Genomic DNA, 26,557 nt, shown 5'->3' on the forward strand with positions numbered 1-26,557 from the left:
CGGAGTTCACCCATGGCCTGGTTCGACCACGAAGGCTGCAGCCTGCATTATGAGGAATACGGTCACGGCGCCCCGCTGATCCTGATCCATGGCCTGGGCTCCAGCAGCCAGGATTGGGAGCTGCAGATTCCGGTGCTGGCCCGGCATTACCGCCTGATCGTGGTGGATGTGCGCGGTCACGGTCGCTCCGACAAACCCCGCGAGCGCTACAGCATCCAGGGCTTTACCTTCGATCTAATGGCGTTGATCGAACACCTGAACCTGCCGCCCGCCCATGTGGTGGGTTTGTCCATGGGCGGCATGATCGCGTTCCAACTGGCGGTGGACGACCCCGCGCAGGTCAAGAGCCTGTGCATCGTCAACAGCGCGCCCGAGGTCAAGGTACGCAGCGCCGATGATTACTGGCAATGGGCCAAGCGTTGGAGCCTGGCGCGCGTGCTCAGCCTGGCCACCATCGGCAAGGCGCTGGGCGATCGGCTGTTCCCCAAACCGGAGCAAGCCGACCTGCGGCGCAAAATGGCCGAACGCTGGGCAAAAAACGACAAACGTGCTTATCTCGCCAGCTTCGATGCGATTGTCGGCTGGGGCGTGCAGGAACAACTTTCCAGAATCACCTGTCCTACGCTGGTCATCAGCGCCGACCACGACTACACCCCCGTGGCGCAGAAAGAAAACTATGTAAAACTGCTGCCCGATGCGCGGCTGGTGGTGATCAAAGATTCCCGCCATGCCACGCCCTTGGATCAACCCGAAGTCTTTAACGCTACCTTGCTCGATTTTCTAAAGACAGTCGAAACCACTACCCAGGATCACTGACCCATGCTGAAAAAAATCGCCTTCTTTGCCGGCTCCGTATTGTTCGCAGCCAACCTGATGGCTGCTGAGCCTGCCAAGGCCCCTCACGTCCTGATCACCACCACCAATGGCGACATCGAAATCGAACTGGACCCGGTCAAGGCGCCGATCAGTACCAAGAACTTCCTGGCCTATGTCGACAAAGGCTTCTACACCAACACGATTTTCCACCGCGTGATCCCGGGCTTCATGGTCCAGGGCGGCGGTTTCACCGCACAGATGTCGCAGAAGCCGACCGAAGCACCGATCAAGAACGAAGCCAGCAACGGCCTGCATAACGTGCGCGGCACCTTGTCGATGGCACGCACCAACGATCCCAATTCGGCCACCAGCCAATTCTTCATCAACGTGGCTGACAATGCCTTCCTCGACCCTGGCCGCGATGCGGGTTATGCCGTGTTCGCCAAAGTGGTCAAGGGCATGGACGTCGTCGACGTCATCGTCAACTCGCAAACCACTACCAAGCAAGGCATGCAAAACGTGCCAATCGACCCTGTTGTGATCAAGTCGGCCAAACGCATCGACTGAGGTCCGCAGCAAGCTCCGCACGTGGCCCACAACGCCGCGTGCGCATTTGAAAGGAGAGCCCGCAGCGCGGGCGTCAGACTGAATGCTCTATCGTCGCTTTGAACAACTGATCGACATCTTCCGCGACGCTCCCAGCGCCGCCCCTCCTGATAAAGTCCTGCCCTTCTACCTCTACTACCTGCGCCAGGTGTGGCCAAGCTTTGCCGCCTTGCTGGTGGTCGGCCTGATCGGCGCGCTGATCGAAGTGGCGTTGTTCAGCTACCTGAGCCGCATTATCGATTTGGCCCAAGGCACGCCGCCCGCCAACTTTTTCCAGATTCACAGCGCCGAGCTGATCTGGATGGCCGTGGTGGCCCTGCTGCTGCGCCCGATATTCAACGGCCTGCATGACTTGCTGGTGCACCAGACCATCAACCCCGGCATGACCAGCCTGATCCGCTGGCAGAACCACAGCTACGTACTCAAGCAGAGCCTGAATTTTTTCCAGAACGATTTCGCCGGGCGCATCGCCCAGCGCATCATGCAAACCGGCAATTCCTTGCGCGACTCGGCGGTGGCGACGGCGGAAGCCATCTGGCACGTGTCGATCTACGCCATCAGCGCCCTTGTGTTGTTTGCCGAGGCGGACTGGCGCCTGATGATCCCACTGATTACCTGGATCGTTCTTTACAGCCTGGCGTTGCGTTACTTCGTGCCCCGTGTAAAAGAACGCTCGGTGATTTCCTCCGAGGCACGCTCCAAATTGATGGGCCGGATTGTCGACGGCTACACCAACATCACCACCTTGAAGCTGTTCGCCCATACGCAAAATGAGCAGGAATACGCCAAGGAAGCGATCATTGAGCAGACCGAAAAAACCCAGTTGGCCGCGCGCGTGTTGACCAGCATGGACGTGACCATCGCGATCCTGAACGGGTTGTTGATCGTCACCACCACCGGCCTGGCCTTGTGGCTGTGGACGCAGTCACTGATTTCCGTGGGCGCCATCGCCCTCGCCACTGGCCTGGTGATCCGTATCGTCAACATGTCCGGTTGGATCATGTGGGTGGTCAACGGTATTTTCGAAAACATCGGCATGGTGCAGGACGGCCTGAAAACCATCGCTGCGCCGCTGGCGGTGACCGACCGCGAAAACGCGCCGCGCCTGCAAGTGCCCCACGGCGAAGTCCGTTTCGAGCAGGTGGATTTCCACTATGGCAAAAAGAGCGGGATCATTGGCGGCTTGAACCTTCAGATCAAGGCCGGTGAGAAAATCGGCCTGATCGGCCCGTCCGGCGCGGGCAAATCAACCCTGGTCAACCTGCTGCTGCGCCTGTACGACCTGCAAGGCGGGCACATCCTGATCGACGGCCAGAACATCGCCGAAGTGGCCCAGGAGTCCTTGCGGGCACAGATCGGCATGATCACCCAGGACACCTCGCTGCTGCACCGCTCGATCCGCGACAACTTGCTGTACGGCAAGCCGGATGCAACCGATGAGGAGCTTAACGCCGCCATCCACAAAGCCCGCGCCGATGAGTTCATCCCGCTGCTGTCGGATGCCGAAGGGCGCACAGGGCTGGATGCGCACGTGGGCGAGCGCGGGGTGAAACTCTCGGGCGGCCAACGCCAGCGCATTGCCATTGCACGAGTACTGCTCAAGGACGCGCCTGTCCTGATCATGGATGAAGCGACGTCGGCGCTGGATTCGGAAGTGGAAGCGGCGATTCAGGAAAGCCTGGAAACCCTGATGCAAGGCAAGACCGTGATCGCGATTGCGCACCGTTTGTCGACCATTGCGCGCATGGACCGCCTGGTGGTGCTGGAGAAAGGCCAGATTGCCGAAACCGGAAGCCATGCCGAATTGCTCGCCCATGGTGGCTTGTATGCCAGATTGTGGCAGCACCAGACTGGAGGATTTGTCGGTATCGACTGACCATAGCCGGGACAAACACACATCAAAATGTGGGAGCGGGCTTGCTCGCGAACGCGGTGTATCAGCCAACCTATCTGGTGACTGACACTCCGCCTTCGCGAGCAAGCCCGCTCCCACACTCGATCAGCGCTAGGCATCCCAACCCACGGGACCCTGGCGCTTTTTTATGGCCTGGATTTGTATCAAAAGCGTGCTGTAATCAGTGCAGTGCCCAGAAGGGCGCTGAAGTAAATCTGCAGGGAGCATCACTGATTTACTGATTCGGTAGAGCTATCTATCAAGGACGTGTCGCATGTCTTTGTTCAAACGTTCAATCACAGAGGGGTTAGGTACTTTTTGGCTGGTGTTGGGCGGTTGCGGGAGTGCGGTGTTGGCCGCAGCATTTCCCGCCGTCGGGATCGGGTTCCTCGGTGTGGCCCTGGCCTTCGGGCTGACGGTGCTGACCATGGCGTTTGCCATCGGGCATATCAGCGGGTGCCACCTCAACCCGGCAGTGTCAGTGGGGCTGGTCGTGGGCGGGCGGTTTCCGGCCAGGGAGTTACCGGCTTACATCGTCGCGCAGGTTATCGGCGCTACTGTCGCCGCTGCGCTGTTGTACTTCATTGCCAGTGGCAAGCCGGGGTTCGAACTGGCTTCGGGCCTGGCCTCCAACGGCTACGGCGAGCATTCGCCGGGTGGCTACTCGATGGCTGCGGGGTTTGTCTGTGAGCTGGTGATGACGGCGATGTTCGTGCTGATCATACTCGGAGCTACCGACCGTCGTGCCCCGCCCGGTCTTGCACCCATCGCCATCGGTCTGGCCTTGACCTTGATCCACTTGATCTCCATTCCTGTAACGAACACCTCGGTCAACCCGGCCCGCAGTACCGGCCCGGCACTGATCGTCGGCGGATGGGCGATCCAGCAGTTGTGGATGTTCTGGCTGGCGCCGATCCTCGGCGCTGTAATCGGCGGCGTGACCTATCGATGGCTGGGCAAGGAGCAGCCAGCCTGAGGCAAACGGGTTCAGCCCTGCCGGTAAGGCAGGGCTGTGTCAAATAAGCTGATGTCAGCCTTGATGGGCCTGCATGTATTGGCGCAATAGCTGATTGATGCGCGTCTGGTAGCCGGTACCCTGGCCTTTGAACCACTCCAGCACATCAGCATCGAGCCGAATGGTGACTGCCTGCTTCACCGGCACACGTAGCTGCGCACGCCGGAAAAAGTCGGCGTCCAGCTCAGGAATATCGCTGGTATCGATTGATTCGTCGTTCATCTTGGCCAAGCGCTCCCAATCAGTTTTCGATGTTTGCGTCATAGTATTTGGCCTCCTTCTTGGTTGCTTTTCGGGCGGAGATGATACGAATCACATCACCACACCGTTCGGTGTATACGACCACACCCATTAATAGTTTTATCCAGCCAATACTGATCCAACGCTCTTCGCCATAATCTGCCCGATCATCGCGTAAGGCCAGCATTGGATGCCGAAAGATATCGGGGACGTCATTGAAATCGATGCCGTGCTTGGCGATATTGATCTGATTTTTGGACTCATCCCACTCAAAAAGCATGACACATCCTGTATGTACTTTTGTACATACAGGATAGTGGTTTCAAGACTTTCTTGCCCGGTCAGCCAGACCGACGGTTTAGCCCTGCCGATAAGGCAGCGCAGCCCTCGCCTCTTCGGCATACGCCAGAATCCCCACGCGCTCACGTTCCAGGAAGTCTTCAACGGCATTCTTCAAACCGGGATGGCGCAGGTAGTGCCACGACCGTGTGATCACTGGCTCAAAGCCGCGAATCAACTTGTGTTCGCCTTGGGCGCCGGCATCAAAACGTTGCAGGCCGTGGGCGATGGCGTAGTCCATGCCCTGGTAGAAGCAGGTTTCAAAATGCAGGCGGTCGAACTCCGCCAGGCAGCCCCAGTAGCGGCCATAAAAACTGTCACCACCGATCAGGCTGAAGGCCATGGCTACTGGGCGTGTGCCTTGTTTGGCCAGCACCACGCGGATCGCCTCGGGCATGCGTTCGGCCAGCAGGCTGAAAAAGGCGCGGGTCAGGTAGGGTGTTTGGCGACGCACCGCGTAGGTGTTGGCATAGCAGGCGTAGACAAAATCCCACTGCGCCTCGCTTAACTCATGGCCTTGCAACCATTCAAAATCGATGCCCTGCCCGGCCACTTGCTCGCGTTCTTTGCGCATCTGTTTGCGCTTGCGTGAACTCAAGGCATCAAGGAAGTCCTGAAAGTCGCGATAGCCGCGGTTTTGCCAATGAAACTGGCAGCCCAGGCGCTGCAACCAACCCGATTGCCCGGCCAATGCCGTGTCGGCCAACGGGTCGGTGAAGTTGATATGGGCACTGGAGAGCCCTTCGATTTCCAGATAACCGGGCAGGCTGCCCAGCAGCTCAAACCCGTCCTCGGCATTCCTGGCCAATAAGCGCGGGCCACTCACCGGACTGAATGGCACCGCCGTCAGCAACTTGGGGTAGTACTCGATGCCCGCGCGCGCGCAGGCATCCGCCCAGCCGTGATCAAACACGTACTCGCCGTAAGAGTGCCACTTGCGGTAGCTGGGCAAGGCGGCCACCAGTCGCTCGCCCTCCCAATGCAACAAATGCTCGGGCTGCCAACCGGACTGCGGGCCCAGGCTGGCGCTGTCTTCCAGCGCACTCAGGAAGGCATGCCGCACAAAGGGTTGTGCCTGCGGCACAAGGGCATCCCAGACCTCTGGGGCGATTGCGGACAGGCTGTCCAGGCGTTGCAACGGCATCGGCATCCTCACTGTTTCTTGGCGTGAAAGCCTGGCGAGTATCGCCTATCGCGGCGCCAGGCACACCTCGAAACGAGCTCGACAAACCTGGTAACGATTAGTTCCAGATTAAATAATTTGTCATCTAGGTGAAATCACTTAGCCACTACTCCGTCATAAACGATCGCGATACTGACGCCTGTTTTTAGAGCGCCTGGTTCTACCAGGCGGCTATTTTCCGTCCGTCATCGGTCGGTTGTGTCCTGGATGGTTTGCCATCCCTCCTCACTTTCGGAGATTGATATGCGTCTTGCTTCCACTAAAACTGCGGCGGCCCTGTGTGGCGGCCTGTTGCTGGCCCTGAGCGTTCCGGCCAGCGCTGCAGTCGACGCTAAATTGCTCGACATGCTCAAGGCCAACGGCCAGATCACCGCTGCGCAGTACACTGAACTGCAAACGGAATTAGCCAAGGACCAGAAAGAAAAGCAGATCGCACAGCAAGCTCAACAAGAGACCAACGAGCAGATCGCGGCCACCGCGAAGAAAACCAACGACCTCAGCGTCTTCGATCAGAAGCTGGCCTGGGCCGCGCGTACCCAGCTCAAGGGCGATGTGCGCTTCCGTCAGGAAACCGTGAAAATCCAGGGTGAATCCAATAACGGCGGCCGCGACAAAGACCGTCAGCGTATCCGTGCCCGCCTGGGCGCCTACACCGAGATCAACTCCCAGGTCGACACCGGCATCCGCGTGGCCACCGGCAGCAGCGATGACGCGCGCTCCACCAACCAGGACCAGGACAACTACTTCGACAAGAAGTCGATCTGGCTGGACCTGGGCTACATCGACTATCACCCGGACCAGATCAAGAACCTGCACGTGATCGGCGGCAAGATGCTGCAGCCGTGGGTGAACATGGGCGACGTGATCTGGGATAGCGACATCAACCCTGAAGGCTTGGCCGTCACCTACAAGTACCCATTGGGCGGCAGCGCCGAGCTGTTCGGCAGCCTGGGTAACTACAACCTCAAGGACAACGTTGACGGCGACGGCGTGCAATTTCGCCACGACCTGCGCCTGACGTCTGGCCAGTTGGGCACGCGGTTCTCGCTCACCGACAACCTGAAGATGACCCTGGGCGGCAGTGTCTACGCCTACCAGAACGACAAGGACAGCCGCTGCACAACCACCACCACGCCATGCGCGCTGGCAGTCAACGGCAACTCGGCCAACAACGAATTCCGCCTGTATGAAGGCTTTGCCCAAGCCGACATCGGCGGCCTGGCCGTGCCTTTGGCGTTCTACGGCCAGTACGTGAAAAACAACGATGCGGTGACCGATCAGGACACCGCCTGGTTGATCGGTGCCAAGTCAAAGGTGTTCGGTTTCAACCTGGACTACAACTACCGCGATACTCAGCGTGACGCGGTCGTAGGCGCCTTCACCGATTCGGACTTCGCCAACGGCACCACCGGTTCGCGCGGCCACAAGCTCAAAGTCAGCTACGACATCGACAAGAACTTCGCCCTCGGCGCCACGTACTTCCTGACCAAGGCTGACTACGCCAGCCGTACGCAGCGTGATGCCAACACCAACACCCTGCAGTTGGATGCTGAAGCCAAGTTCTAAATGTGTGTGCAATAAACCTTGGGCCAGGACGGCCCGAGGTGGTTTCAACAGCCTTGCGTGGGCGGGTCGATCCCCATCATCCGTTCGACTCACCCACGCGAGCCTGCCTTTACCCCGCCTTTACTGATCCTTGAGCCGTTCGGCAGCCAGCCGCTCAGCCAAAGCATCAGCATCCTTTACCGGCTCCTGCGGCATGATCTTCAATGTCGCCTGCAGCAGGCGCATCTGACGAATAAATCGCCGGCAGTTGGGGCAGAACATCAAGTGATGACGCACCAGCAGACGCTCTCGAAAGGTCAATTGCCCATCGAGGTAATCACTGGACCGCGCCACTTGTTCCTTACAGGTCAACATTCGCCCGTTTCCTCAAAATGCTCCACCGTGGCGAAGACTTTAAGCCGTGCTCGATGCAACAGCACACGGACATTGGAGAGCGAGAGGGTCAGAAGATTACAGATTTCCTCCAACTCCAGGCCCTGACGTTCACGCAGTACCAGTACGCTGCTTTGCAGCTCCGACAAACTCAGGATTGTATGCTCCAGGCATTTACGCAGCTCATCCTCGGTCAGCAAGGCCTCCGGGGTATCCTGGTGCCAGGCGTAAGGCGCAACGGCCCAGTGGCCGTCGTCGGGGACGAAGCGGTCATCACCAATGGTGCCGTGGGGCGAAGGCAAATCATCGAGCAATACTTCCCGGCGGTTCTGTTTGTAGCGGCCCTTGGCGGAGTTGGCGGTGATGGTCAGCAGCCAGGTCTTGAGGCTGGAGCGCCCTTCGAACTTGGCCAGGTTACGCACCACCGACAGCCAGGCGTCCTGCACCACTTCATCGGCGTGGCGCTGGCCGACAATCGCATAGGCAACCGCGCGCATGGCGCTCTGGTAGGTGGTGACCAGTTCCTTGTAGGCCCGCTGCTCGCCCTTGAGCAGCCGTTCAAGCAGGTGCGCGTCGTCCGCTGCTGCCATTGTTTACCTCTAATTACTTTGGAATACGGTCGATGTGGGAGCTGGCTTGCCTGCGATGCAGACACCCCGGTCGTTCAGATACACCGAGGCGATACTATCGCAGGCAAGCCGGCGCCCACATTAAATCGGGCCAGATCCAAAGATTAGCGCTTACGCAGGATCACGCTGCCAATCGAGTAACCCGCACCAAACGAGCTGAGCACTGCAACAGCGCCCTTGGGCAGATCGTCCTGATAGGTGTGAAACGCGATCACCGAGCCCGCCGAGCTGGTATTAGCGTAAGTATCAAGGATCACCGGCGCTTCTTCCACCGAGGCTTCGCGGCCCAGCAGTTTCTTCACAATCAGGTGGTTCATGCTCAGGTTGGCCTGGTGCAGCCAGAAGCGCTTCACGTCGGTCACGCTCAGCTGGTTTTCTTCCAGGTGTACACCGATCAACTCGGCAACCATCGGGCAGACATCCCGGAAGACTTTGCGGCCTTCCTGCACGAACAGCTTGTCCGGCGCGCCGATGCCTTCTTCGGCGGTGCGGTTGAGGAAACCGAAGTTGTTACGAATGTTATTGGAAAACTTGGTCAGCAGCTTGGTGCTCACTACGTCGAACTGATGCTCGGAGGTCGCCAGATCAGCGCGCTCGAGGATCACCGCCGTGGCCGCATCACCGAAGATGAAATGGCTGTCGCGGTCGCGGAAATTCAGGTGGCCGGTGCAGACCTCCGGGTTGACCATCAGGATCGCCCGAGCCTGGCCCAACTGGATGCTGTTGGCGGCGTTCTGGATGCCGAAGGTAGCCGAGGAACAGGCTACGTTCATGTCGAAGCCAAAACCCTGAATGCCCAAGGCTTCCTGGACTTCAATGGCGATGGCCGGGTAGGCGCGCTGCAGGTTGGAGCAGGCGACGATCACGCCATCGATGTCGGCGGCGGTCTTGCCGGCGCGCTGCAGGGCTTGTTCGGCTGCGCCGATGGCCATCTGGCAGAGTACCGACCACTCGTCGTTGCTGCGCTCAGGCAAGCGCGGGGCCATGCGTTGCGGGTCAAGGATGCCGTCCTTGTCCATCACAAAACGGCTCTTGATGCCTGAAGCCTTCTCGATAAACGCCGCGCTCGACTCGGTCAGCGCCTGCACGTCACCGCGCTCGATGGCCGCAGCGTTGTCGCTGTTGAACTGTTGCACGTAAGCATTGAAAGACTGCACCAGCTCTTCGTTGGAGATGCTGTTGGCCGGGGTGTACAGGCCAGTGCCGCTGATGACGACGTTATGCACGGTCGTTCCTCTAAATCTGTCAGGCAGAGAAGAAATTGGTACCGTCGTACCAAACTTTAAGTCGTTCGATGCCCTCCAGCGGGCAGCAAACTGGCAACGCTTTATCCCAGCGCGCCACAGTGTTTGGCGGCGTTACCGGTCTTTATGACTGCGAAGTTTGCCACAACCTCGCGGATTTGGCGCCATCCCCAGGATTAACCCCCGCAATCCACTGTGGGAGCTGGCTTGCCTGCGATGCAGACACTGCGGTGTATCAGTCAAACAGTGGTGATGCCATCGCAGGCAAGCCAGCTCCCACAGGGGTCAGGTGTTGTTTGGGAGATCCAAAAGGAACTCAGGCTTCGACCTGGCTCCACTGCTTGCTCAAACGCTTATCCGAAATCGGCACCTTGGTGCCCAACTGTTGGGCAAACAGCGACACCCGGTATTCCTCCAGCCACCAGCGGTACAGCTCCAGCTGCGGGTCGCGCTTGCCTTCCTGGGCGTGTTTGTTCAGGCGGTTCTGGTACTGCGCCCACAAGCCGCCAAGCTCAGTACTCCAGACCCGATCTTTTTGCACCTGGCTCGGCAGTTTCTCCAGGCGCAGTTCGATGGCCTTGAGAACACGCGGCAATTCCTTGAACCACTGCACCGGGGTTTCGCGCACAAAACCTGGATACACCAGGTTGCCGAGTTGCTGCTTGATGTCGTTCAGCGCCACCGCCTGAGCCAGGTCGATCTTGCCTTTGAAGCGCTTCTGCAGGCCGTGCCAGAGTTTCAGTATGTCCAGGGTCAAGCGCGCCAGGCGTTCGGCGTGTTCGGTCCAACTGCCGCGCTTGCGTTCGGCCAACGCAGCCAGACCGGCACCGTCACGCGGCAGGCTGGCTTCACCTTCGAGCACGCAGGTGTCGAGGCTGGCCAGCAGAATATCTTCCACCAGCGCATCAATACGCCCCAGTTCGCGGTACATCAGGCCCAATTCGGTCAACCCGGGCAACTTGCCGCGCAGGAATTTTGCCGGTTCCGCCAATTGCTGCATGAGCAGGCGCTGCAAAGCCCGGCGGTGCTGGAACTCAGCTTCGGCGGCGGTGGAGAAACGCCCTTCCTTGACCGTGCCGTTTTCTTCGACCAGTGCCGGATAGACCGTCATCGACAGGCCAGCAATCTTTTGCTGGGTCTTTTCCGCCACGGCGGCAAACACCTTCGCTTCTACCGGCTGCTGGCTTTTCGCAGTCTGCGGCACCGCCAGTGCAGCCTGGCTGGCCTCGGCAAAACGTGCGGTCAGCTCGGCCAGATCGCGGCCTTCGCCCAGGAACTTGCCCTGGCCGTCGACCACCTCCAGGTTCATCTTCAGGTGGCTTTCCACCTGCTGCGCCGCCTCGGCCCAGGCCTCATCGCTGACCCGCGCGCCGGTCATGCGCAACAGTTCGCGGCCCAGCGCCTGGGGCAACGAACCCTGGCCAAATTCGATACGTTGCAAGGCGGCCTTGACGAAATCCGGCACCGGCACAAAGTTCTTGCGCAGCGCCTTGGGCAAGTTGCGCACCAGTGCAATGCACTTGGCTTCGATCACACCCGGCACCAGCCACTCCAAGCGCTCGGGCGGCAACGCCGGCAACAGCGGCGCCGGTACGCGCAAGGTGACGCCGTCGCGGGGGTGGTTGGGTTCAAAGTGGTAACTCAGGGCCAGCTCCAGGTCGCCCAGGTGCAGGGTGTCCGGGTAATGCGCGGCCGTGACTTCACTGGCCTCGCGGGCCAGCACGTCTTCTTCACGCATGATCAGCAACTGCGGGTCTTTCTGGCTGTTGACCTTGTACCAGCTGTCGAACGTGGCGGTCTGGTGGATCTCTGCCGGCAAGCGCGCGTCATAGAAGGCGTACAGGGTTTCTTCATCCGCCAGAATATCGCGACGACGGGCCTTCGCCTCCAGTTCATCGAGCTGTTCCAGCAGTTGCTGGTTGGCTGTAAGGCACTTGGCGCGGGATTGAATCTCGCCGCGTACCAAACCTTCGCGAATAAACAACTCGCGGGACACCACCGGGTCAATCGGCCCGTAATGCACCGGCCGGCGCCCGACCACAATCAGCCCGAACAGGGTGATCTGCTCAAACGCCACCACTTGGCCGCGCTTCTTTTCCCAGTGCGGTTCGAAGTGGTTTTTCTTGATTAAATGCCCGGCCAGCGGCTCGATCCAGTCGGCATCGATCTTGGCGACCATGCGCGCATACAGTTTGGTGGTTTCTACCAGTTCGGCAGTCATCAGCCATTGCGGGCGTTTTTTGCCGATGCCTGAGGACGGGTGAATCCAGAAGCGCCGCTGCCGTGCGCCGAGGTAATCGCCGTCTTCGGTTTTCTGGCCGATCTGGCTTAGCAAACCGGACAGCACCGCCTTGTGCAGTTTCGCAAAGTCAGCCGGTTCCTTGTTGACCGTCAGCTGCATATCACGGCAGATCAGGCTCAACTGACGATGGGAGTCACGCCACTCGCGCAGGCGCAGGTAATTCAGGAAGTTCTTGCGGCACCAGTTGCGCAACGGGCTGGCGGTCAACGCCTGGCGCTGTTCTTCAAAGCCGCGCCACAGATTAACCAGCCCGGCGAAGTCCGAATCCACATCTTTCCACTGTGCGTGGGCCTGGTCGGCGGCTTGCTGGCGCTCCGGCGGACGCTCGCGTGGGTCCTGGATCGACATGGCGCTGGCGACGATCAACACTTCCTGCAAACTGCCAAGCTTGGCTGCTTCGAGCAGCATGCGGCCCATGCGCGGGTCCACCGGCAGGCGCGCCAACTGACGGCCCAGGGGCGTGAGCTGGCTGTTGCGGTCGACTGCCGAGAGTTCTTGCAGCAGGTTGAAACCGTCGCTGATCGCCTTGCCATCCGGCGGCTCGATAAACGGGAAGTCAGTGATTTCGCCCAGGCGCAGGTGCAGCATCTGCAAGATCACGGCGGCGAGGTTGGTGCGCAGGATTTCCGGGTCGGTAAATTCCGGGCGGCCGATAAAATCTTCTTCGCTGTACAAACGAATGCAAATGCCCGGCTCAACCCGGCCGCAGCGGCCTTTGCGCTGGTTGGCACTGGCCTGGGAAATCGCCTCGATCGGCAGGCGCTGCACCTTGGCGCGGTAGCTGTAGCGGCTGATGCGCGCGGTGCCGCTGTCGATCACGTAGCGAATGCCCGGCACGGTCAGCGAGGTTTCCGCGACGTTGGTCGCCAACACCACGCGGCGGCCTGGGTGGGACTGGAAAATCCGCTGCTGTTCGGCCGGCGACAGGCGCGCGTACAGCGGCAGAATTTCGGTGTGTTTGAGCTGGGCCTTGCGCAGCATGTCGGCGGCATCGCGAATCTCGCGTTCACCCGGCAAAAACACCAGCACATCGCCGGGGCTGCGGCGTTCGCTGCGCTCATAGGCGGCGATTTCGTCGAGGGTGGCGAGAATCGCCTGGTCGACGGTCAAGTCATCCTCGACACGGTTGCCCTCCTCGTCCTGCTCCAGCGTCAGCGGGCGATACCAGGTGTCGACCGGGAAGGTGCGGCCCGAGACCTCGACAATCGGCGCATCGTCAAAGTGCTTGGAAAAGCGCTCCAGGTCGATGGTCGCCGAGGTGATGATGACTTTAAGGTCCGGGCGGCGCGGCAGCAGGGTTTTCAGGTAACCGAGCAGGAAGTCGATGTTCAGGCTGCGTTCGTGGGCTTCGTCGACGATGATCGTGTCGTAGCGTTCCAGATAACGGTCGTTCTGGGTTTCCGCCAGCAAAATACCGTCGGTCATCAGCTTGATCAGCGTGTTGGAGTCACTCTGATCTTCGAAACGCACCTGATAGCCGACCAGCGCGCCCAATGGCGTAGCAAGTTCTTCGGCAACCCGGCTGGCGACGCTGCGCGCAGCAATCCGGCGCGGCTGGGTGTGGCCGATCAGCCCGTACTGGCCACGACCGATCTCCAGGCAGATCTTCGGCAACTGGGTGGTTTTACCCGAACCGGTTTCACCGGCAATGATCAGCACCTGATGCTTGTTTAGCGCCTCTTTGATCTCGTCACGCTTGGCCGCGATCGGCAGACTGTCGTCATAGCGAATCACTGGCAGGCTGGCACGCCGCGCGGTGACCTGGGCGCAGGACGCCTGCATACGCGTGACCCACTGCGCCAGCTTCTGCTCGTCGGGCTTCTTGCGCAGCTCAAGCAACTGGCGCCGCAAGCGGTGGCGGTCGGCGAGCATGGCGTGATCGAGGTTTTTGAGCAGTTGGTCGATAGCGGGCGCTTGGTCAGTCATCAGGTACTTTGCAGGTCGTCTATTTATGCACGGCCGACAAGTGTGGCAGAAAAGCGCCTCATCTGGCAGACGCCTCTCTAAATGTGGGAGCGGGCTTGCTCGCGAAAGCGGTGTATCAGCAGCTCAATCCTCAATCGATACACCGCTATCGGGGGATAGGTATCTACACAACTTTTTAAAGCCCCACGTTCCCCCGGTGGCGAGCAGGCTTGCCCTGCGTTGGGCTGCGCAGCAGCCCCCTTGTAGACACCGAGATACTCCTGAACGAACTCTGAGTCTGTTTTTGGGGCCGCTGCGCAGCCCAACGCAGGGCAAGCCTGCTCGCCACAACAGCCCACTTCGCACAGACGTTGTTAAATTGCTATGGCTATCGGGAGCAAGCCTCCTCCCAAACGGTATATGCGTTTACAGCGGGTCTTTGCGCCGATACGGAAACACATCAATCACCTTGCCGGCGCGAATCGCTTCCTGCAGGCCTTTCCAGTAGTCGGCGTTGTACAACTCGCCATGCAACTCGTCGAACAGCTTGCGCTGGCCGGCGTCGGCGAACAGGAACGGCGGGAACTCTTCCGGGAACACGTCCAGCGGGCCGATGGAGTACCAGGGCTCCGAGGCCATTTCATCTTCAGGCGTACGCGGTGCGGGGATGTGGCGGAAATTGGCCTCGGTGAGAAAACAAATTTCATCGTAGTCATAGAACACCACACGACCGTGGCGGGTGACGCCGAAGTTCTTCAGCAGCATGTCGCCGGGAAAGATGTTCGCCGCCGCCAGTTGCTTGATCGCCAGGCCGTAGTCTTCCAGGGCTTCACGCACTTGGGCGGGGTTGGCGTTGTCGAGGTAGAGGTTGAGCGGGGTCATGCGCCGCTCGGTCCAGCAGTGGCGAATCAATACCGTATCGCCCTCCACTTGCACCGTACCAGCGGCCACTTCGAGCAGTTCGGCCAGGCATTCGGGCTCGAATTTGCTCAAGGGAAAACGGAAGTCGGCGAACTCCTGGGTGTCGGCCATGCGCCCCACGCGATCAACGCTTTTAACCAGCCGGTACTTCTCGATCACCGTGGCGCGGTTGACGTTCTTCGACGGCGAAAAACGGTCCTTGATGATCTTGAACACGGTGTTAAAACCCGGCAGCGTAAACACACTCATAACCATGCCGCGCACGCCGGGCGCCATGATGAATTGATCATCGGTGGTCGCCAGGTGGTTGATCAACGCGCGGTAGAACTCCGACTTGCCGTGCTTGTAGAAACCGATCGAGGTGTACAGCTCGGCAATATGCTTGCCAGGCAGGATGCGCTTGAGAAAGCCGATAAACTCGGCCGGCACCGGCACATCGACCATGAAGTAGGAGCGCGTGAAGGAGAAGATGATCGACACATCGGCTTCGTCGGTGATCAGCGCATCGATCTGGATGCCGCGCCCTTCGCGGTGCAACAACGGGATCACCAGTGGCCACTGCTCGTCGCGGGTGTAAATGCAGCCGACCAGATAGGCGCCTTTATTACGGTAGAGCACCGAAGAGAACAGCTCGATACTCAGCTCTGGGTCTTTGCACACCCAATCCGGCAGGTTTTCGCGCAGCTGCGCCTGGAGGCGGCGCAGGTCGCCGTCGAGGTCGGCGTAGGCTTCGCTGAAGCGGTAATCGGCGAAGATCTGCGCCAGCGTCGCCGCCAGGTCGCCCGCAGGCTTATAGGTACGCGTTTGCGCCGCACGCGCCCGGCGCAGGCTGGGCCGCGTGGTGTGGATGAACATGCAGCCGTCGCTGATCAGGTCATGGCTGAACAGCCCGCAGAAGATCGAGTTGTACCAGGTCTCGGACAGCTCATCGTCAAAACGCAGGTCGATCAGGCCGATGTACGCGCTTTTGACCAATGGCCACTCGTCCACTGCCAGCAACGCCGCCTCATCGAAGTGGGCACGCAGACGCGCCGTGACTTCAGCGACCTTCTCTTCATACAAATTGATCCGCGCCGCTGATGCCGCCTGCCCTTGTTGCCACTGAGCCTTTTCGAAACGCTCGCGAGCGCCGTCGGTGATCTGGCGAAAGTGCTCACGGTAATCGTCGAAACCATCGAGGATCATGCGGGCGATGGCAGGGGCGGATGGCGACATGCGGGCAACCTCGAACGGGTATCTGGATGCCAGAGCTTAGCCAGTGAATCGAGGCAGGAGAAGGATGATTTGCACGGCCTGACTGTACAACATCATGCAATTTGTACATTTATTTTCAATTTTCACCAATCGACCGTACGGTCAGCAAAAACACTATAAAGTCGCGCCGCCCACCGCTACAGGCCTGGAGCTGCGGGGCTTGACGCTCGTTGCCAGGAAACCGCGCAAACCTGTGAATTCTCAACGTATGTAACACCCTTGATACCACTTAGGGGAAACCCCGATTACCACCTTGATGGCACTTTGATATATAGCGCGCCCTTCCCAACCTAACAAGGTCTGAAGACCGACAAGGGAACCGGTTCAAACCGCCTAAGGAGCACTAAGATGTCATTGAGGAATATGCCGATCGGTCTGCGCGCCAGCCTGAGTTTTGGGGTGTTGGCCAGCATGCTGGTGATCGTCGGAATGTTTGGCCTGGGGCAGATGGCCAAGCTGCGCGAAAGCGCGTTGGTGATTGAAGAGTCGTGGATGCCGAGCATCGAGAATATCCACGACGCGGCGGCCTGCATCGCCAGCATCCGCCTGGAGTCGATGCGCATGGCGACCACCGACGAGTCACGGATCCGCGACAACAGCAAAAGCCTGATCGCCAGCCAGCGCAGCGAACTCAAAACCCTGCTTGAGCACCACACGGACCTGCTCAGCAGCGACGATGAACGCGCCATGCTCAAGCAGCTCAACAGCGATGTGAACACCTACAACAGCATCGTCAGCCAGATGATGGAGTTGGTCGACAAGGACCAGCAGCAAGACGCCATCGACCTGCTCAACACACGCATCGGCCCGCAGGGTACGGTCCTGAATAAAAGCCTGGAGGACATGATCACCTTCAACCAGAAAGGCGTGGAAGCCGCCGCAGACGCAGCGGCGCAGATGTATACCCGCGCGCAGTGGGTGGTCGGCTTGATCATTGTGTGTGCACTGATCGCGACCCTGTTGCTCGCCTGGCTGCTGACTCGCAGCATCACCGCCCCGCTCGGCCAGGCCCTGGCCGTAGCGCGCACCATTGCTGGTGGCGATTTGAGCCAGCCCGTCGTGGTCAAAGGCAGCGACGAACCGGCGCAATTGCTGACGGCCCTGGCCACCATGCAGGACCAGTTGCGCACCACCATTCATGGCATCAGCGAGTCGGCGCAGCAACTGGCGTCCGCCGCCGAAGAGATGAGTTCGGTGATGGAACAGAGCACCCGTGGCCTGCAAGCGCAGAACGATGAGATCGAGCAGGCCGCCACCGCCGTCAACGAGATGAGCGCAGCGGTGGACGAAGTCGCGGCCAATGCGGTGTCCAGCGCCGAGGCGTCCAAGGCCTCCGACGAAGACAGCAAGCACGGTCATTACCAGATCAGCGAAACCATCAGCTCGATCCAGAACCTGGTAGATGAAGTGCTCGGCGCGTCCAGCAAGGCCGAAGGCCTGGCGGTGCAGGCTCAGGACATCAGTAAAGTGCTGGAAGTGATCCGCGGCATCGCCGGGCAAACCAACCTGCTGGCGCTTAACGCCGCCATCGAAGCCGCCCGCGCCGGCGAGGCCGGGCGTGGGTTTGCGGTGGTAGCCGACGAAGTGCGCTCGCTGGCGCAACGCACCCAGGACTCCACCGAAGAAATCGAGCAGATGATCAACGGTATCCAGCAAGGCACCCAAGGCACCGTCGAAGCGCTCAACAGCAGCGCCGAACACGCCGGCCAGACTTTGCAGCGAGCCAACAGCGCCGGCAGCGCCCTGGAAAAAATCACCGCGGCCATCTCGCAGATCAGCGAACGCAACCTAGTGATCGCCAGCGCCGCCGAGCAACAGGCGCTAGTGGCCCGCGACGTCGACCGCAGCCTGGTGAACATCCGCGACCTGTCGACCCAGACCGCTGCCGGTGCCACCCAGACCTCGGCGGCCAGCCAGGAGCTGTCACGCCTGGCGGTGGACCTCAACGGCATGGTCACGCGGTTTGTCCTGTAATTAGCGATTGTGTCGCGCAGGCCACTGGGCAACACTCGCCGGCTTATTGATGTAGGAGTGTTCCGTGAGACCTGTCGACACCCTCTACCTGTTGGGGCTGGCTGCCATTTGGGGCGCGAGCTTCCTGTTCATGCGCATCATCGCGCCGGAAATCGGCACGGTGCCGACGGCGTTTTTTCGCGTGTCGATTGCGGCAGCCGGCCTGCTGGTAATACTCACCGTGATGCGCGTGAACTGGGACTTCCAGGGCAAGTTCAAGACCGTGCTGCTGCTCGGCGTGATCAACTCCGGCATTCCCGCCACCATGTACTCGGTGGCGGCCCAGGTGCTGCCCGCGGGTTACTCGGCGATCTTCAACGCCACCACGCCGCTGATGGGCGTTTTGATCGGCGGGTTGTTCTTCAGTGAGCGCCTGACGCCGTCCAAAATCGCCGGTGTGTGTTTGGGCTTGTTTGGCGTCGGAATCCTGACCCGTGCCGGGCCGGTAGCCTTTGATAGGGACCTGTTGATGGGCGCATTGGCCTGCCTGCTGGCCACCACCTGCTACGGCTTCGCCGGCTTCCTCGCGCGGCGCTGGCTCGATCAACGTGGCGGCCTGGACAGCCGACTTTCGGCGTTAGGGAGCATGCTCGGCGCTACCCTGTTCTTACTGCCGTTCTTTGCCTACAGCGCCATCAGCCATCCACCGGCAAGTTGGGGCGGCTGGCAGGTATGGTCGTCGTTGCTGGGGTTGGGGCTGGTGTGTACGGCGTTTGCCTACATCCTGTACTTCCGTTTGCTGTCATCGATTGGGCCGGTGAAGTCGATGACGGTGACCTTTATGATTCCGCCGTTTGGGGTGTTGTGGGGCGCGTTGTTGCTGGGGGAGCCGTTGTCGATGGCGCATTTGTATGGCGGGGTGTTGATTGGGGGGGCGTTGTGGTTGGTGTTGCGGCCCGGGAAATTGGCTAAAGCGTTGTAGGAGATCGTGCCCAGCCCAGGACGGGTGTGGGCACACTCAAGAACCTGACAGGAAGGTCAGCTAGGCGAAGGTTTCAGCCTCAGCAAAACGGGTGGCATTGGTATCTTTGGCCGACAGCTTAGGCGGCTCGGAAATCGGCCAATCAATAGCCACATCGGCGTCATTCCAGGCAAGACTGCGCTCATGCTCTGGCGCCCAGTAATCGGTGGTTTTGTACAGAAACTCAGCACTTTCAGACAGCACTACGAAGCCGTGAGCGAACCCCTCGGGTATCCAAAGCTGGGCTCGGTTGCTCTCGCTCAGGTAAGTGCTCGCCCACTGGCCGAATGTGGGCGAGCTTTTACGCAGATCCACTGCTACGTCAAAGACTTCTCCGCGTATCACACGCACCAGCTTTCCTTGGGCCTGCTTGATTTGATAATGCAGGCCGCGCAGCACGCCTTTTGCAGATTTTGAGTGGTTGTCCTGCACGAAGTGGAAAGGTTTTCCTACAGCCTCCTCGAAAACCTTCTGATTGAAGCTTTCGTAGAAAAACCCGCGCTCGTCCCCGAATACTTTCGGTTCAAACAGAATAACGTCCGGGATGGCGAGGGAAGTGGCTATCATTTTTACGGTGTCTCCAACATGTTATTGGGCCAGCTTGGCGGTGCCACAGATCGACCTTAAGGCAGCAACCGGGGATGCCGCGTTCCACTCAGGCCATCAAAAAATCTTGTCACTGAGCAATCGCTTGAGATATTGGCCATAGCCATTCTTGGAAAGCGGCACCGCAAGTTTCTCCAACTGTTCGGAGTCAATCCACTTCTGGCGAAACGCAATTTCTTCAGGGCAGGCGACTTTAAGCCCCTGACGATGCTCAAGCGTTGCAATGAAGTGGCTGGCCTGTAGCAGTGAGTCATGCGTGCCTGTATCCAGCCATGCGTAGCCACGACCCATAATCTCAACCGACAGCTTGCCCTTCTCCATATAGAGACGGTTGAGGTCGGTAATTTCGAGTTCGCCACGCGGCGATGGCTTGATACTTTTAGCCATTTCAACCACGTCCTGGTCGTAGAAATACAGACCGGTAACTGCGTAGTTTGACTTGGGTTGCAGCGGCTTCTCTTCCAGGCTGATCGCTTTGCCCTCGGTATCGAACTCTACGACGCCATAACGCTCTGGATCGGTCACGTGATACGCGAAGACACTGGCGCCGTCCTGACGCAACATTGCGCTCTTGAGCAGCTCATTAAAATCATGACCGTGATAGATGTTGTCACCCAGCACCAGTGCAGACAGATCATTACCGATGAAGTCCTCACCGATGATGAACGCCTGCGCGAGGCCATCCGGAGACGCCTGTACAGCGTAGGAAATGTTCAAACCCCAGTTGCTGCCATCGCCCAAAAGTTGCTCGAATCGCGGGGTGTCCTGTGGCGTGGAAATGATCAGAATGTCGCGAATACCCGCCAGCATCAACGTGGTCAGAGGGTAGTAGATCATCGGCTTGTCGTAAACCGGTAGCAACTGTTTGGAAATAGCCAGGGTTGCAGGGTGAAGGCGCGTGCCCGAACCGCCGGCCAAAACAATTCCTTTGCGTTTTAGCATAGTCATTTCTCTAGAATTTCTTTAAGCATCCGTGCCACACCGTCCTGCCATTCAGGCAGGCTAAGGGAGAAGGCATTCTGCAGTTTTTGAGTATTGAGTCGAGAGTTGCCAGGACGCTTGGCAGGCGTGGGATAAGCGGCCGTGGTTATCGCGCCGACGGATGCCGAAGCGACTTTGAGCTCCATACCTGCCGCCTGCGCCTGTTCGAGCACGAAACGGGCATACCGGTGCCAAGTGGTCTCACCGGCTGCCGCAAGATGGTAGATGCCTTGCAATTGAGGGTTCAAACGCACCGCACGGATAGCATGGGCGGTGACGTCCGCCAGCAGGTCCGCCCCGGTGGGGGCGCCAAATTGGTCGTTGATCACATTCAGGCTGTCACGTTCTGCTGCCAGTCGCAGCATGGTCTTGGCGAAGTTATTACCGCGCGCCGCATACACCCAACTGGTGCGCAAGATCAGGTACGTGCAGCCGGAGGCCTGGATCGCCTGCTCACCTTGCAGTTTGGTCGTGCCGTAGACGCTCAGCGGGCCCGCTGGGTCGCTTTCCTGCCACGGTGTATCACCCTGGCCGTCAAACACATAGTCCGTGGAGTAATGTACCAGCAACGCATTCAGCTTTCGGGCTTCTGTTGCCAGCACCGCGGGGGCTTCAGCATTCACGCGCAGCGCTTGGCCCGGCTCACTCTCGGCCTTGTCGACGGCGGTGTAAGCCGCTGCGTTGACGATTACGTCAGGCGCAAACCGCTGCACGGTAACCGCCAGCCCTTGCAGATCGTTCAAGTCACCGCAGTAGTCCGGGCTTTTGGAGTGCAACGCCAGGACTTGCCCCAAAGGCGCCAAGCTACGTTGGAGTTCCCAGCCTACCTGGCCATTTTTGCCAAGCAGTAAGATTCTCATACAGAACGCTCCGAGTAGCGCTTCACTACCCGGGCCAATGCCACGTTTGCACCGATAAAGCCTGCACCGCCGGTTACTAAGATAGTCATTGAGTTAAATCTTTTCAGTAATGTCGCAAGGATGAGCCCGAAGTTTCCCATCAACGTCTGCCGATTCACACCGGCCAACCGAAACCCTAGCACTCGTCTGATAAAACCGCCTCGACGATTCACAGGCAAGAAACACGCTGAATGAGCGTGCTTGAAACACGAAGAGGTCGCCGAAACGGGGGTAATTAGGCGTTGCACCAACGAAACCGCCACATTTAATACGACGAGAGTATAGAGACGGATTTTAAACAAATACGGTCTGCAACCACGACTTTGTCACTAGAGAGAAACCCTCGACCGAAGCCGGCAGCGTTGCTCAGCCAGCCGCCATCTGCAGACGCACCGATTACCCCATATAAAATAATAACTTACATTCTAAAGGGCGGAATTATTACAGCATCGCCCTACAGGTACAACATGACCCTCTGATGCCCAAGGGGGCGTTTAGGCGTGCGATCTACCGCCCCCTTGGTGCTCACCTTCTAGTGTTTACGGAAGACAAACGCCAAGCCGATGATGATCAAAACCATCCCTAGCACACTCAATACCGCGAGCCGATTGCCAAAGATCAGATAGTCCATCACGGCCGTTACCGCCGGCACCAGGTAAAACAGGCTGGTGACATTTACCAGATTGCCTCGCGCAATCAAGCGGTACAGCAACAGCGTCGCCAGCAATGACACCACCAACCCCATCCACAATACCGGCAGGTAAAAGCCGGCGTTGTGTTCAAAGTGGAAGGGCTGGAATGGCACAAATACCGAGCACAGCAACAGCCCGGCCAGGTACTGCACCGGCAGCGTGCCCAAGGGGTTGTCAGTAATGCGCTTCTGCATGATGGAACCAAAGGTCATGCTCGCCAGCGCCAGCAGCCCGAACAGCATCCCTGCCAGAGACATACCCGACAGCCCAATGCCCTGGTAGACCACGATGATCAACCCCGCCAACCCCAGCGTCAGGCCGAACATGCGGCTTAACGAACGCTGACGTTCCATCAGTACCACCGTCAGGATCGGCTGCACGCCCATGATGGTTGCCATCACGCCGGGCGTCACTTTGAGGTCTAGAGCCAGCAGATAGAAAATCTGATACGCCCCCAACAGCACCAGTCCGGTCGCCGCCGCATACAACATCGACTTGCCGGTGCGGGGTAGCTTCAGCTTGAGGATCGGCACCAAGATCACCAACCCTGCCAGGGCGATGGCAAAACGGATCAACAGAAAGGCAAAGGGCGAAGCATGGGCCAGGCCCAGCCTGGAGAAAATCGCCCCGCTGCTCCACAGCAGCACAAACAGACTCGTCGAGGCCGCCTCGGCCACGGATTGTTTCGAAAGAATAGACATGAATACCACCTGTCATCAGGCAAAAAAGCCAATTCAGCTAAGGCTGAAACTCAGTAGGTTTTTCAGGCGGGCACTGGGGAACAGCGATTCGCTGATCAGCCCCAAATGCGAACACCCGGCGGTGATACGACTGCGTACACCGCCGTGCTACTGACAGGTGGGGGATAGTGACTGATCTGCGCAGGCTGCTTTTTCCCGCACGGCACGACCACAGCGTTGACCGCTGAATCGACTACCGCTATGCGAGGGGAAGCTGGCATGGGCTGATGTTGTGTGAAGGGTTGAAGAGCGCTGACTATAACCAGCCGTCGACAGGTTTTGCAATCAGCTCTATTCGCGTTGAGGAGTTTTCACTTTGAGGCGTAGGCACGGTCGCTATAATGCTGACCAGTTTTTATCCAAGGATTTCACATGCTCGCTCTGCCCTGGTTGTACCTGGCGCTTCTCTCCATTGGCTATGTACTAGCCTTGACCTATGGGCAACTCGGCGCGCTGGCAGCGGTGTCGGTCGCCCTGCTGCTGATCGCCGGCTACGCCGTGCGCCAGCAACGCACGCCGTGGGCGCGTTACCTCGGCCACGGGCTATTCATCGTATTGGCGCTGGGCCTGGCGATGCACTGGTTGCCGGGTTTCTACAATGGGCGCGGGATTGACCCGCAGCGCTTTACCCCAGACGCAGTGCCTTTCTCGATGTACCTGAACCAGGACAAACCACTGATTGGCTTTTGGCTGTTGCTGGCCTGTCCTTGGATTGTGGTGCGACGCTCATTGCGCCTGACCATTTGCGTTGCAGCCTTGGCCTTGACCCTGACGGCCGTTGCAGCGCTAGGTTGCGCGGTGTTACTTGGGATTATCACCTCGGCACCCAAATGGCCGGACCAGATGTGGCTGTGGGTACTGAACAACCTGCTGCTGGTGACACTGGTGGAGGAAGCGCTGTTTCGTGGCTACATTCAGGGAGGTCTAAGCCAACGCTTCAAAAACCTGCCATACGGCGAGAATCTCGCACTGCTACTGGCCTCACTTTTGTTCGGTTTTGTGCACATTGGCGCAGGTTGGCAGTGGGCCCTTCTGGCGAGTATTGCAGGCATAGGCTACGGCCTTGCTTATCGCTTTGGGGGCCTGTGTGCTGCTATTGCTACCCACTTCGGCTTAAATCTGATCCACATTACTCTATTCACCTACCCGATGCTTAGCTGAAGAACGCTTCAAATCTTGAAAATGCTCTATCAGTTCAGCGGTCCTTGCCGGCAGGTGATAATGCTTCAGGAAGAACTCCCGCCCACTCTTCCCCATTGCTGCCAGACGCGAAGGATCACTGTTGTATAGCTCCAGAACAGCATCCGCAAGACGCCCGGAATCTTCCGCCGGGGAGCTTAAACCCGCCTGTGCATCCAAGATAACCTGCGCCGTTTCCCCATTGCAGCTGGCAATAATAGGCTTGCCAGCTGCCAGATAACCCTGGACTTTACTTGGAATCGTCGCGGAAAGGACAGCATCACCCTTCAGCGTTACCAGCAACACCGACGAGACCGTATAGATATCAGCGACTTCCTCAGGGGATACACGCCCCAGCAATTCCACATTTGTAACGCCCAAGTCTTGAATTGTTTGAGCAACAGCTTCCTCCGCACTACCACTTCCTACGACAAAGAACTTAATACCTTCGTGCTCACGCAAAAGGTAAGCGGCTTCTACAATAGTGTTACACGACTGAGCAGAACCTACATTACCCGCAAACACTACCGAAAAATGACGAAAAATCTCGTGCAATTTAGAGGATGCAGGGGGCGCGGTCCGGACTAACTCTTTAGACGAATTAGGCAGTAGCCTGATCTTGCTCCACTTCTTCGTGAGTTTTTGTACCGATGAGCGAAATCCCTCCGATTGAATCAAAATTGAATCCGAAAACCTGTAAATATAGCGTACAAAATACTCGACCAGTTTTAAAATCACTTTACTCTTAACAAATCCTGTAGCCAGCAAGGTCTCAGGCCAAATATCTTGCACCCAAACTGCTAGCGCGGCACGCTTGATGAATGAAACGTATACAGCCGGAAGTGCCTGAAGCAGAGGCGATGGGGCGTAGACAAAAACCACATCAAACTTTCTACCGCGTAACACCCAAGGGGCGAACAGGTAACCAGATACAATAAATGACAGATAATTCAGTGCCATGCCCTTTCCCGAGTTCTTACCTCGAGCGCGCAAAGGCAACCTGATTATTTCTACACCCTCATGGTGTTCAGTGTGAATCCCCATCGCGCGATATCCGGGAAAAATTTTTCCTTCAGGGTAGTTTGGCTTACCGGTCAGAACGGTAACGTCCACGCCCTGAGCCTGCAGTTCTTCTACCACATGATTGATATGAAAACTTTCCGGCCAAAAATATTGCGCCCACACTAAAACTTTCATTCTAATACTTCTCTTAAAAACACCTCTGGACCGAATATGGCTTGAGGCAAACTCACAATACCGAGATGACGTTTGACAGCACGCGCGATAGAAGTGGCTGAGTGAGGATCAAAAGTCTCCACAGGGTCAACAATATCTCTGACGTAGTCAAGCTCAGCGGCGATGATGGGCAGGCCCACTCGAGAAGCCTCGATCAGAGGCAACCCCAACGACTCGGTAAAAGAGGGGTAGATCAAGGCCCCTGCTTGAGCGTAAAGACTGCCAACCTCTGTTGATGTTAGTGAACCGAGATTAGTGACGTCTAACCCCCAGCGCTCTTTCAAGTCTGCAACCTGCGCAGCTAAGGGTGAATCCAGGGAAAGGGTTAGCGCCAGACTGGGGCGTATACCCTGCTCCGCCAACTGTGACCACCCGCGCAATAGCGATTCATGATTTTTATGAGGGTCTGCGCTAGCAACATAAACAAAATCAAAGCGCCGCTCTCTATCAGTGACAACAGCAGACCTACTGGAGTTCGCAATATATGGACAAATCACAATGGTGGTATTAGGACCTAAATACGCGCGGGTTTGTTCCGCCATCGAAGGGCTTTGCACTATAAATTTATTGACCCGGTGCGCCAAGTTTTTTATCAAAAAACGTTCGACAGTTAGGCGTAGCCGGGTTCTCAACGAATAATTATGCAGGCGAGCGGTGGAAATCAGCAGTCTGTTCTGCAGGAATACCGTTATTTCGCCTTGACAGCGAAATAATGGGACCAAGCCGTTGAAACAAAGCACCACGTCGCCTTTGGCGACATGCTGCTTAAGCCTGAACTCGGCAGCAAGCCTGGAAAAAAACGAGGGTCGTATTAAGTGTCGCTCAGCGGATGACGAGGGTATCAGGTGCGCAGCTCGAGTATCCAGTTGCTCGAAATCCACACGACTATCTGCCACAGAATAAAGCGCTTGCAGAAGCGTCAATCCGCCACCAACATGAATACCAGGTGCGTGTAAAAATAGTT

Annotated in this window: 22 protein-coding genes; 8 read left to right on the forward strand and 14 right to left on the reverse strand. The window is 58.3% G+C overall.

What is annotated here, in order from left to right; all coding sequences use genetic code 11:
• Window positions 1–12: 12 nt before the first annotated feature.
• The 4 genes from K0H48_RS22015 (at window position 13) to aqpZ (ending at window position 4,292) form a co-directional block, all read left to right on the forward strand.
• The gene (locus K0H48_RS22015) at window positions 13–816 is read left to right on the forward strand and encodes an alpha/beta fold hydrolase (protein ID WP_219269132.1); all 804 of its coding nucleotides are present in this window, start codon (window positions 13–15) and stop codon (window positions 814–816) included.
• Between the two features lie 3 nt (window positions 817–819).
• Window positions 820–1,383 carry a peptidylprolyl isomerase A gene (locus K0H48_RS22020; protein ID WP_016979352.1) on the forward strand — a complete coding sequence of 188 codons (564 nt, stop codon included), beginning with the start codon at window positions 820–822 and terminating at the stop codon, window positions 1,381–1,383.
• 82 nt (window positions 1,384–1,465) lie between these two features.
• Window positions 1,466–3,298 (forward strand): ABC transporter ATP-binding protein, encoded by a 1,833-nt coding sequence (locus K0H48_RS22025; RefSeq protein WP_219269133.1) that lies wholly within the window; start codon window positions 1,466–1,468, stop codon window positions 3,296–3,298.
• A gap of 292 nt (window positions 3,299–3,590) precedes the next feature.
• Window positions 3,591–4,292: an aquaporin Z gene (gene aqpZ, locus K0H48_RS22030; RefSeq protein ID WP_017134844.1), complete on the forward strand. Its 702-nt coding sequence runs from the start codon at window positions 3,591–3,593 to the stop codon at window positions 4,290–4,292.
• 54 nt (window positions 4,293–4,346) lie between these two features.
• Here aqpZ and K0H48_RS22035 read toward each other — a convergent pair whose 3' ends face one another.
• The 3 genes from K0H48_RS22035 to K0H48_RS22045 form a co-directional block, all read right to left on the reverse strand.
• The gene (locus K0H48_RS22035) at window positions 4,347–4,595 is read right to left on the reverse strand and encodes a BrnA antitoxin family protein (RefSeq protein ID WP_219269134.1); all 249 of its coding nucleotides are present in this window, start codon (window positions 4,593–4,595) and stop codon (window positions 4,347–4,349) included.
• On the reverse strand, window positions 4,573–4,851 hold the full coding sequence (locus K0H48_RS22040; protein WP_058422112.1) for a BrnT family toxin: 279 nt from the start codon (window positions 4,849–4,851) through the stop codon (window positions 4,573–4,575). Before K0H48_RS22040 ends, K0H48_RS22035 begins: the two co-directional genes overlap by 23 nt.
• 78 nt (window positions 4,852–4,929) lie before the next feature.
• A complete protein-coding gene (locus K0H48_RS22045) occupies window positions 4,930–6,054 on the reverse strand; it encodes a GNAT family N-acetyltransferase (protein ID WP_219269135.1) in 1,125 nt (374 codons plus the stop codon).
• Window positions 6,055–6,336: 282 nt separating this feature from the next.
• Here K0H48_RS22045 and K0H48_RS22050 point away from each other — a divergent pair, with 282 nt between their 5' ends.
• Window positions 6,337–7,659: a putative porin gene (locus K0H48_RS22050; RefSeq protein WP_017134842.1), complete on the forward strand. Its 1,323-nt coding sequence runs from the start codon at window positions 6,337–6,339 to the stop codon at window positions 7,657–7,659.
• 120 nt (window positions 7,660–7,779) lie between these two features.
• On the opposite strand, the gene K0H48_RS22055 is transcribed toward K0H48_RS22050, so the two are convergent.
• The 5 genes from K0H48_RS22055 to aceK form a co-directional block, all read right to left on the reverse strand.
• A complete protein-coding gene (locus tag K0H48_RS22055; RefSeq protein WP_138814421.1) occupies window positions 7,780–8,013 on the reverse strand; it encodes an anti-sigma factor in 234 nt (77 codons plus the stop codon).
• Window positions 8,007–8,621 carry an RNA polymerase sigma factor gene (locus K0H48_RS22060; RefSeq protein ID WP_016973332.1) on the reverse strand — a complete coding sequence of 205 codons (615 nt, stop codon included), beginning with the start codon at window positions 8,619–8,621 and terminating at the stop codon, window positions 8,007–8,009. Before K0H48_RS22060 ends, K0H48_RS22055 begins: the two co-directional genes overlap by 7 nt.
• 143 nt (window positions 8,622–8,764) lie before the next feature.
• Complete coding sequence (locus K0H48_RS22065; RefSeq protein ID WP_219269136.1) at window positions 8,765–9,886, reverse strand: beta-ketoacyl-ACP synthase III; 1,122 nt, start codon at window positions 9,884–9,886, stop codon at window positions 8,765–8,767.
• A gap of 334 nt (window positions 9,887–10,220) precedes the next feature.
• Entirely contained in the window at window positions 10,221–14,132 is a 3,912-nt protein-coding gene (gene hrpA / locus K0H48_RS22070; RefSeq protein ID WP_219269137.1) for an ATP-dependent RNA helicase HrpA, read from the reverse strand.
• Between the two features lie 405 nt (window positions 14,133–14,537).
• The gene (gene aceK / locus K0H48_RS22075) at window positions 14,538–16,247 is read right to left on the reverse strand and encodes a bifunctional isocitrate dehydrogenase kinase/phosphatase (RefSeq protein WP_219269138.1); all 1,710 of its coding nucleotides are present in this window, start codon (window positions 16,245–16,247) and stop codon (window positions 14,538–14,540) included.
• A gap of 387 nt (window positions 16,248–16,634) precedes the next feature.
• Here aceK and K0H48_RS22080 point away from each other — a divergent pair, with 387 nt between their 5' ends.
• Together K0H48_RS22080 and K0H48_RS22085 are read left to right on the forward strand one after the other, a co-directional pair.
• Window positions 16,635–18,260: a methyl-accepting chemotaxis protein gene (locus K0H48_RS22080; protein ID WP_219269140.1), complete on the forward strand. Its 1,626-nt coding sequence runs from the start codon at window positions 16,635–16,637 to the stop codon at window positions 18,258–18,260.
• Window positions 18,261–18,324: 64 nt separating this feature from the next.
• Window positions 18,325–19,221, forward strand: coding sequence for a DMT family transporter (locus tag K0H48_RS22085; RefSeq protein ID WP_219269142.1), 897 nt, complete (start codon window positions 18,325–18,327; stop codon window positions 19,219–19,221).
• Window positions 19,222–19,281: 60 nt separating this feature from the next.
• Here K0H48_RS22085 and rfbC read toward each other — a convergent pair whose 3' ends face one another.
• The 4 genes from rfbC to K0H48_RS22105 all read right to left on the reverse strand — a co-directional run bounded on the left by rfbC (window position 19,282) and on the right by K0H48_RS22105 (window position 23,139).
• Complete coding sequence (gene rfbC, locus K0H48_RS22090; RefSeq protein ID WP_219269145.1) at window positions 19,282–19,827, reverse strand: dTDP-4-dehydrorhamnose 3,5-epimerase; 546 nt, start codon at window positions 19,825–19,827, stop codon at window positions 19,282–19,284.
• A gap of 96 nt (window positions 19,828–19,923) precedes the next feature.
• Entirely contained in the window at window positions 19,924–20,808 is an 885-nt protein-coding gene (gene rfbA, locus K0H48_RS22095) for a glucose-1-phosphate thymidylyltransferase RfbA (RefSeq protein ID WP_219269147.1), read from the reverse strand.
• A 2-nt stretch (window positions 20,809–20,810) separates the two neighbouring features.
• Complete coding sequence (rfbD, locus tag K0H48_RS22100) at window positions 20,811–21,707, reverse strand: dTDP-4-dehydrorhamnose reductase (RefSeq protein WP_219269149.1); 897 nt, start codon at window positions 21,705–21,707, stop codon at window positions 20,811–20,813.
• Between the two features lie 571 nt (window positions 21,708–22,278).
• Window positions 22,279–23,139 (reverse strand): DMT family transporter, encoded by an 861-nt coding sequence (locus K0H48_RS22105; RefSeq protein WP_219269151.1) that lies wholly within the window; start codon window positions 23,137–23,139, stop codon window positions 22,279–22,281.
• Between the two features lie 411 nt (window positions 23,140–23,550).
• On the opposite strand from K0H48_RS22105, the gene K0H48_RS22110 reads away from it, so the two are divergent.
• Window positions 23,551–24,339, forward strand: coding sequence for a CPBP family intramembrane glutamic endopeptidase (locus K0H48_RS22110; protein ID WP_219269153.1), 789 nt, complete (start codon window positions 23,551–23,553; stop codon window positions 24,337–24,339).
• Here K0H48_RS22110 and K0H48_RS22115 read toward each other — a convergent pair.
• Both K0H48_RS22115 and K0H48_RS22120 read right to left on the reverse strand, forming a co-directional pair.
• Window positions 24,313–25,554 carry a glycosyltransferase family 4 protein gene (locus tag K0H48_RS22115; protein ID WP_219269155.1) on the reverse strand — a complete coding sequence of 414 codons (1,242 nt, stop codon included), beginning with the start codon at window positions 25,552–25,554 and terminating at the stop codon, window positions 24,313–24,315. The two genes, K0H48_RS22110 and K0H48_RS22115, sit on opposite strands and share 27 nt — an antisense overlap.
• Window positions 25,551–26,516: a glycosyltransferase gene (locus K0H48_RS22120; protein WP_219269157.1), complete on the reverse strand. Its 966-nt coding sequence runs from the start codon at window positions 26,514–26,516 to the stop codon at window positions 25,551–25,553. Before K0H48_RS22120 ends, K0H48_RS22115 begins: the two co-directional genes overlap by 4 nt.
• Window positions 26,517–26,557: the final 41 nt, after the last annotated feature.

This window comes from Pseudomonas sp. Xaverov 259, from assembly GCF_019352915.1.
Taxonomy (GTDB): Bacteria; Pseudomonadota; Gammaproteobacteria; order Pseudomonadales; family Pseudomonadaceae; genus Aquipseudomonas.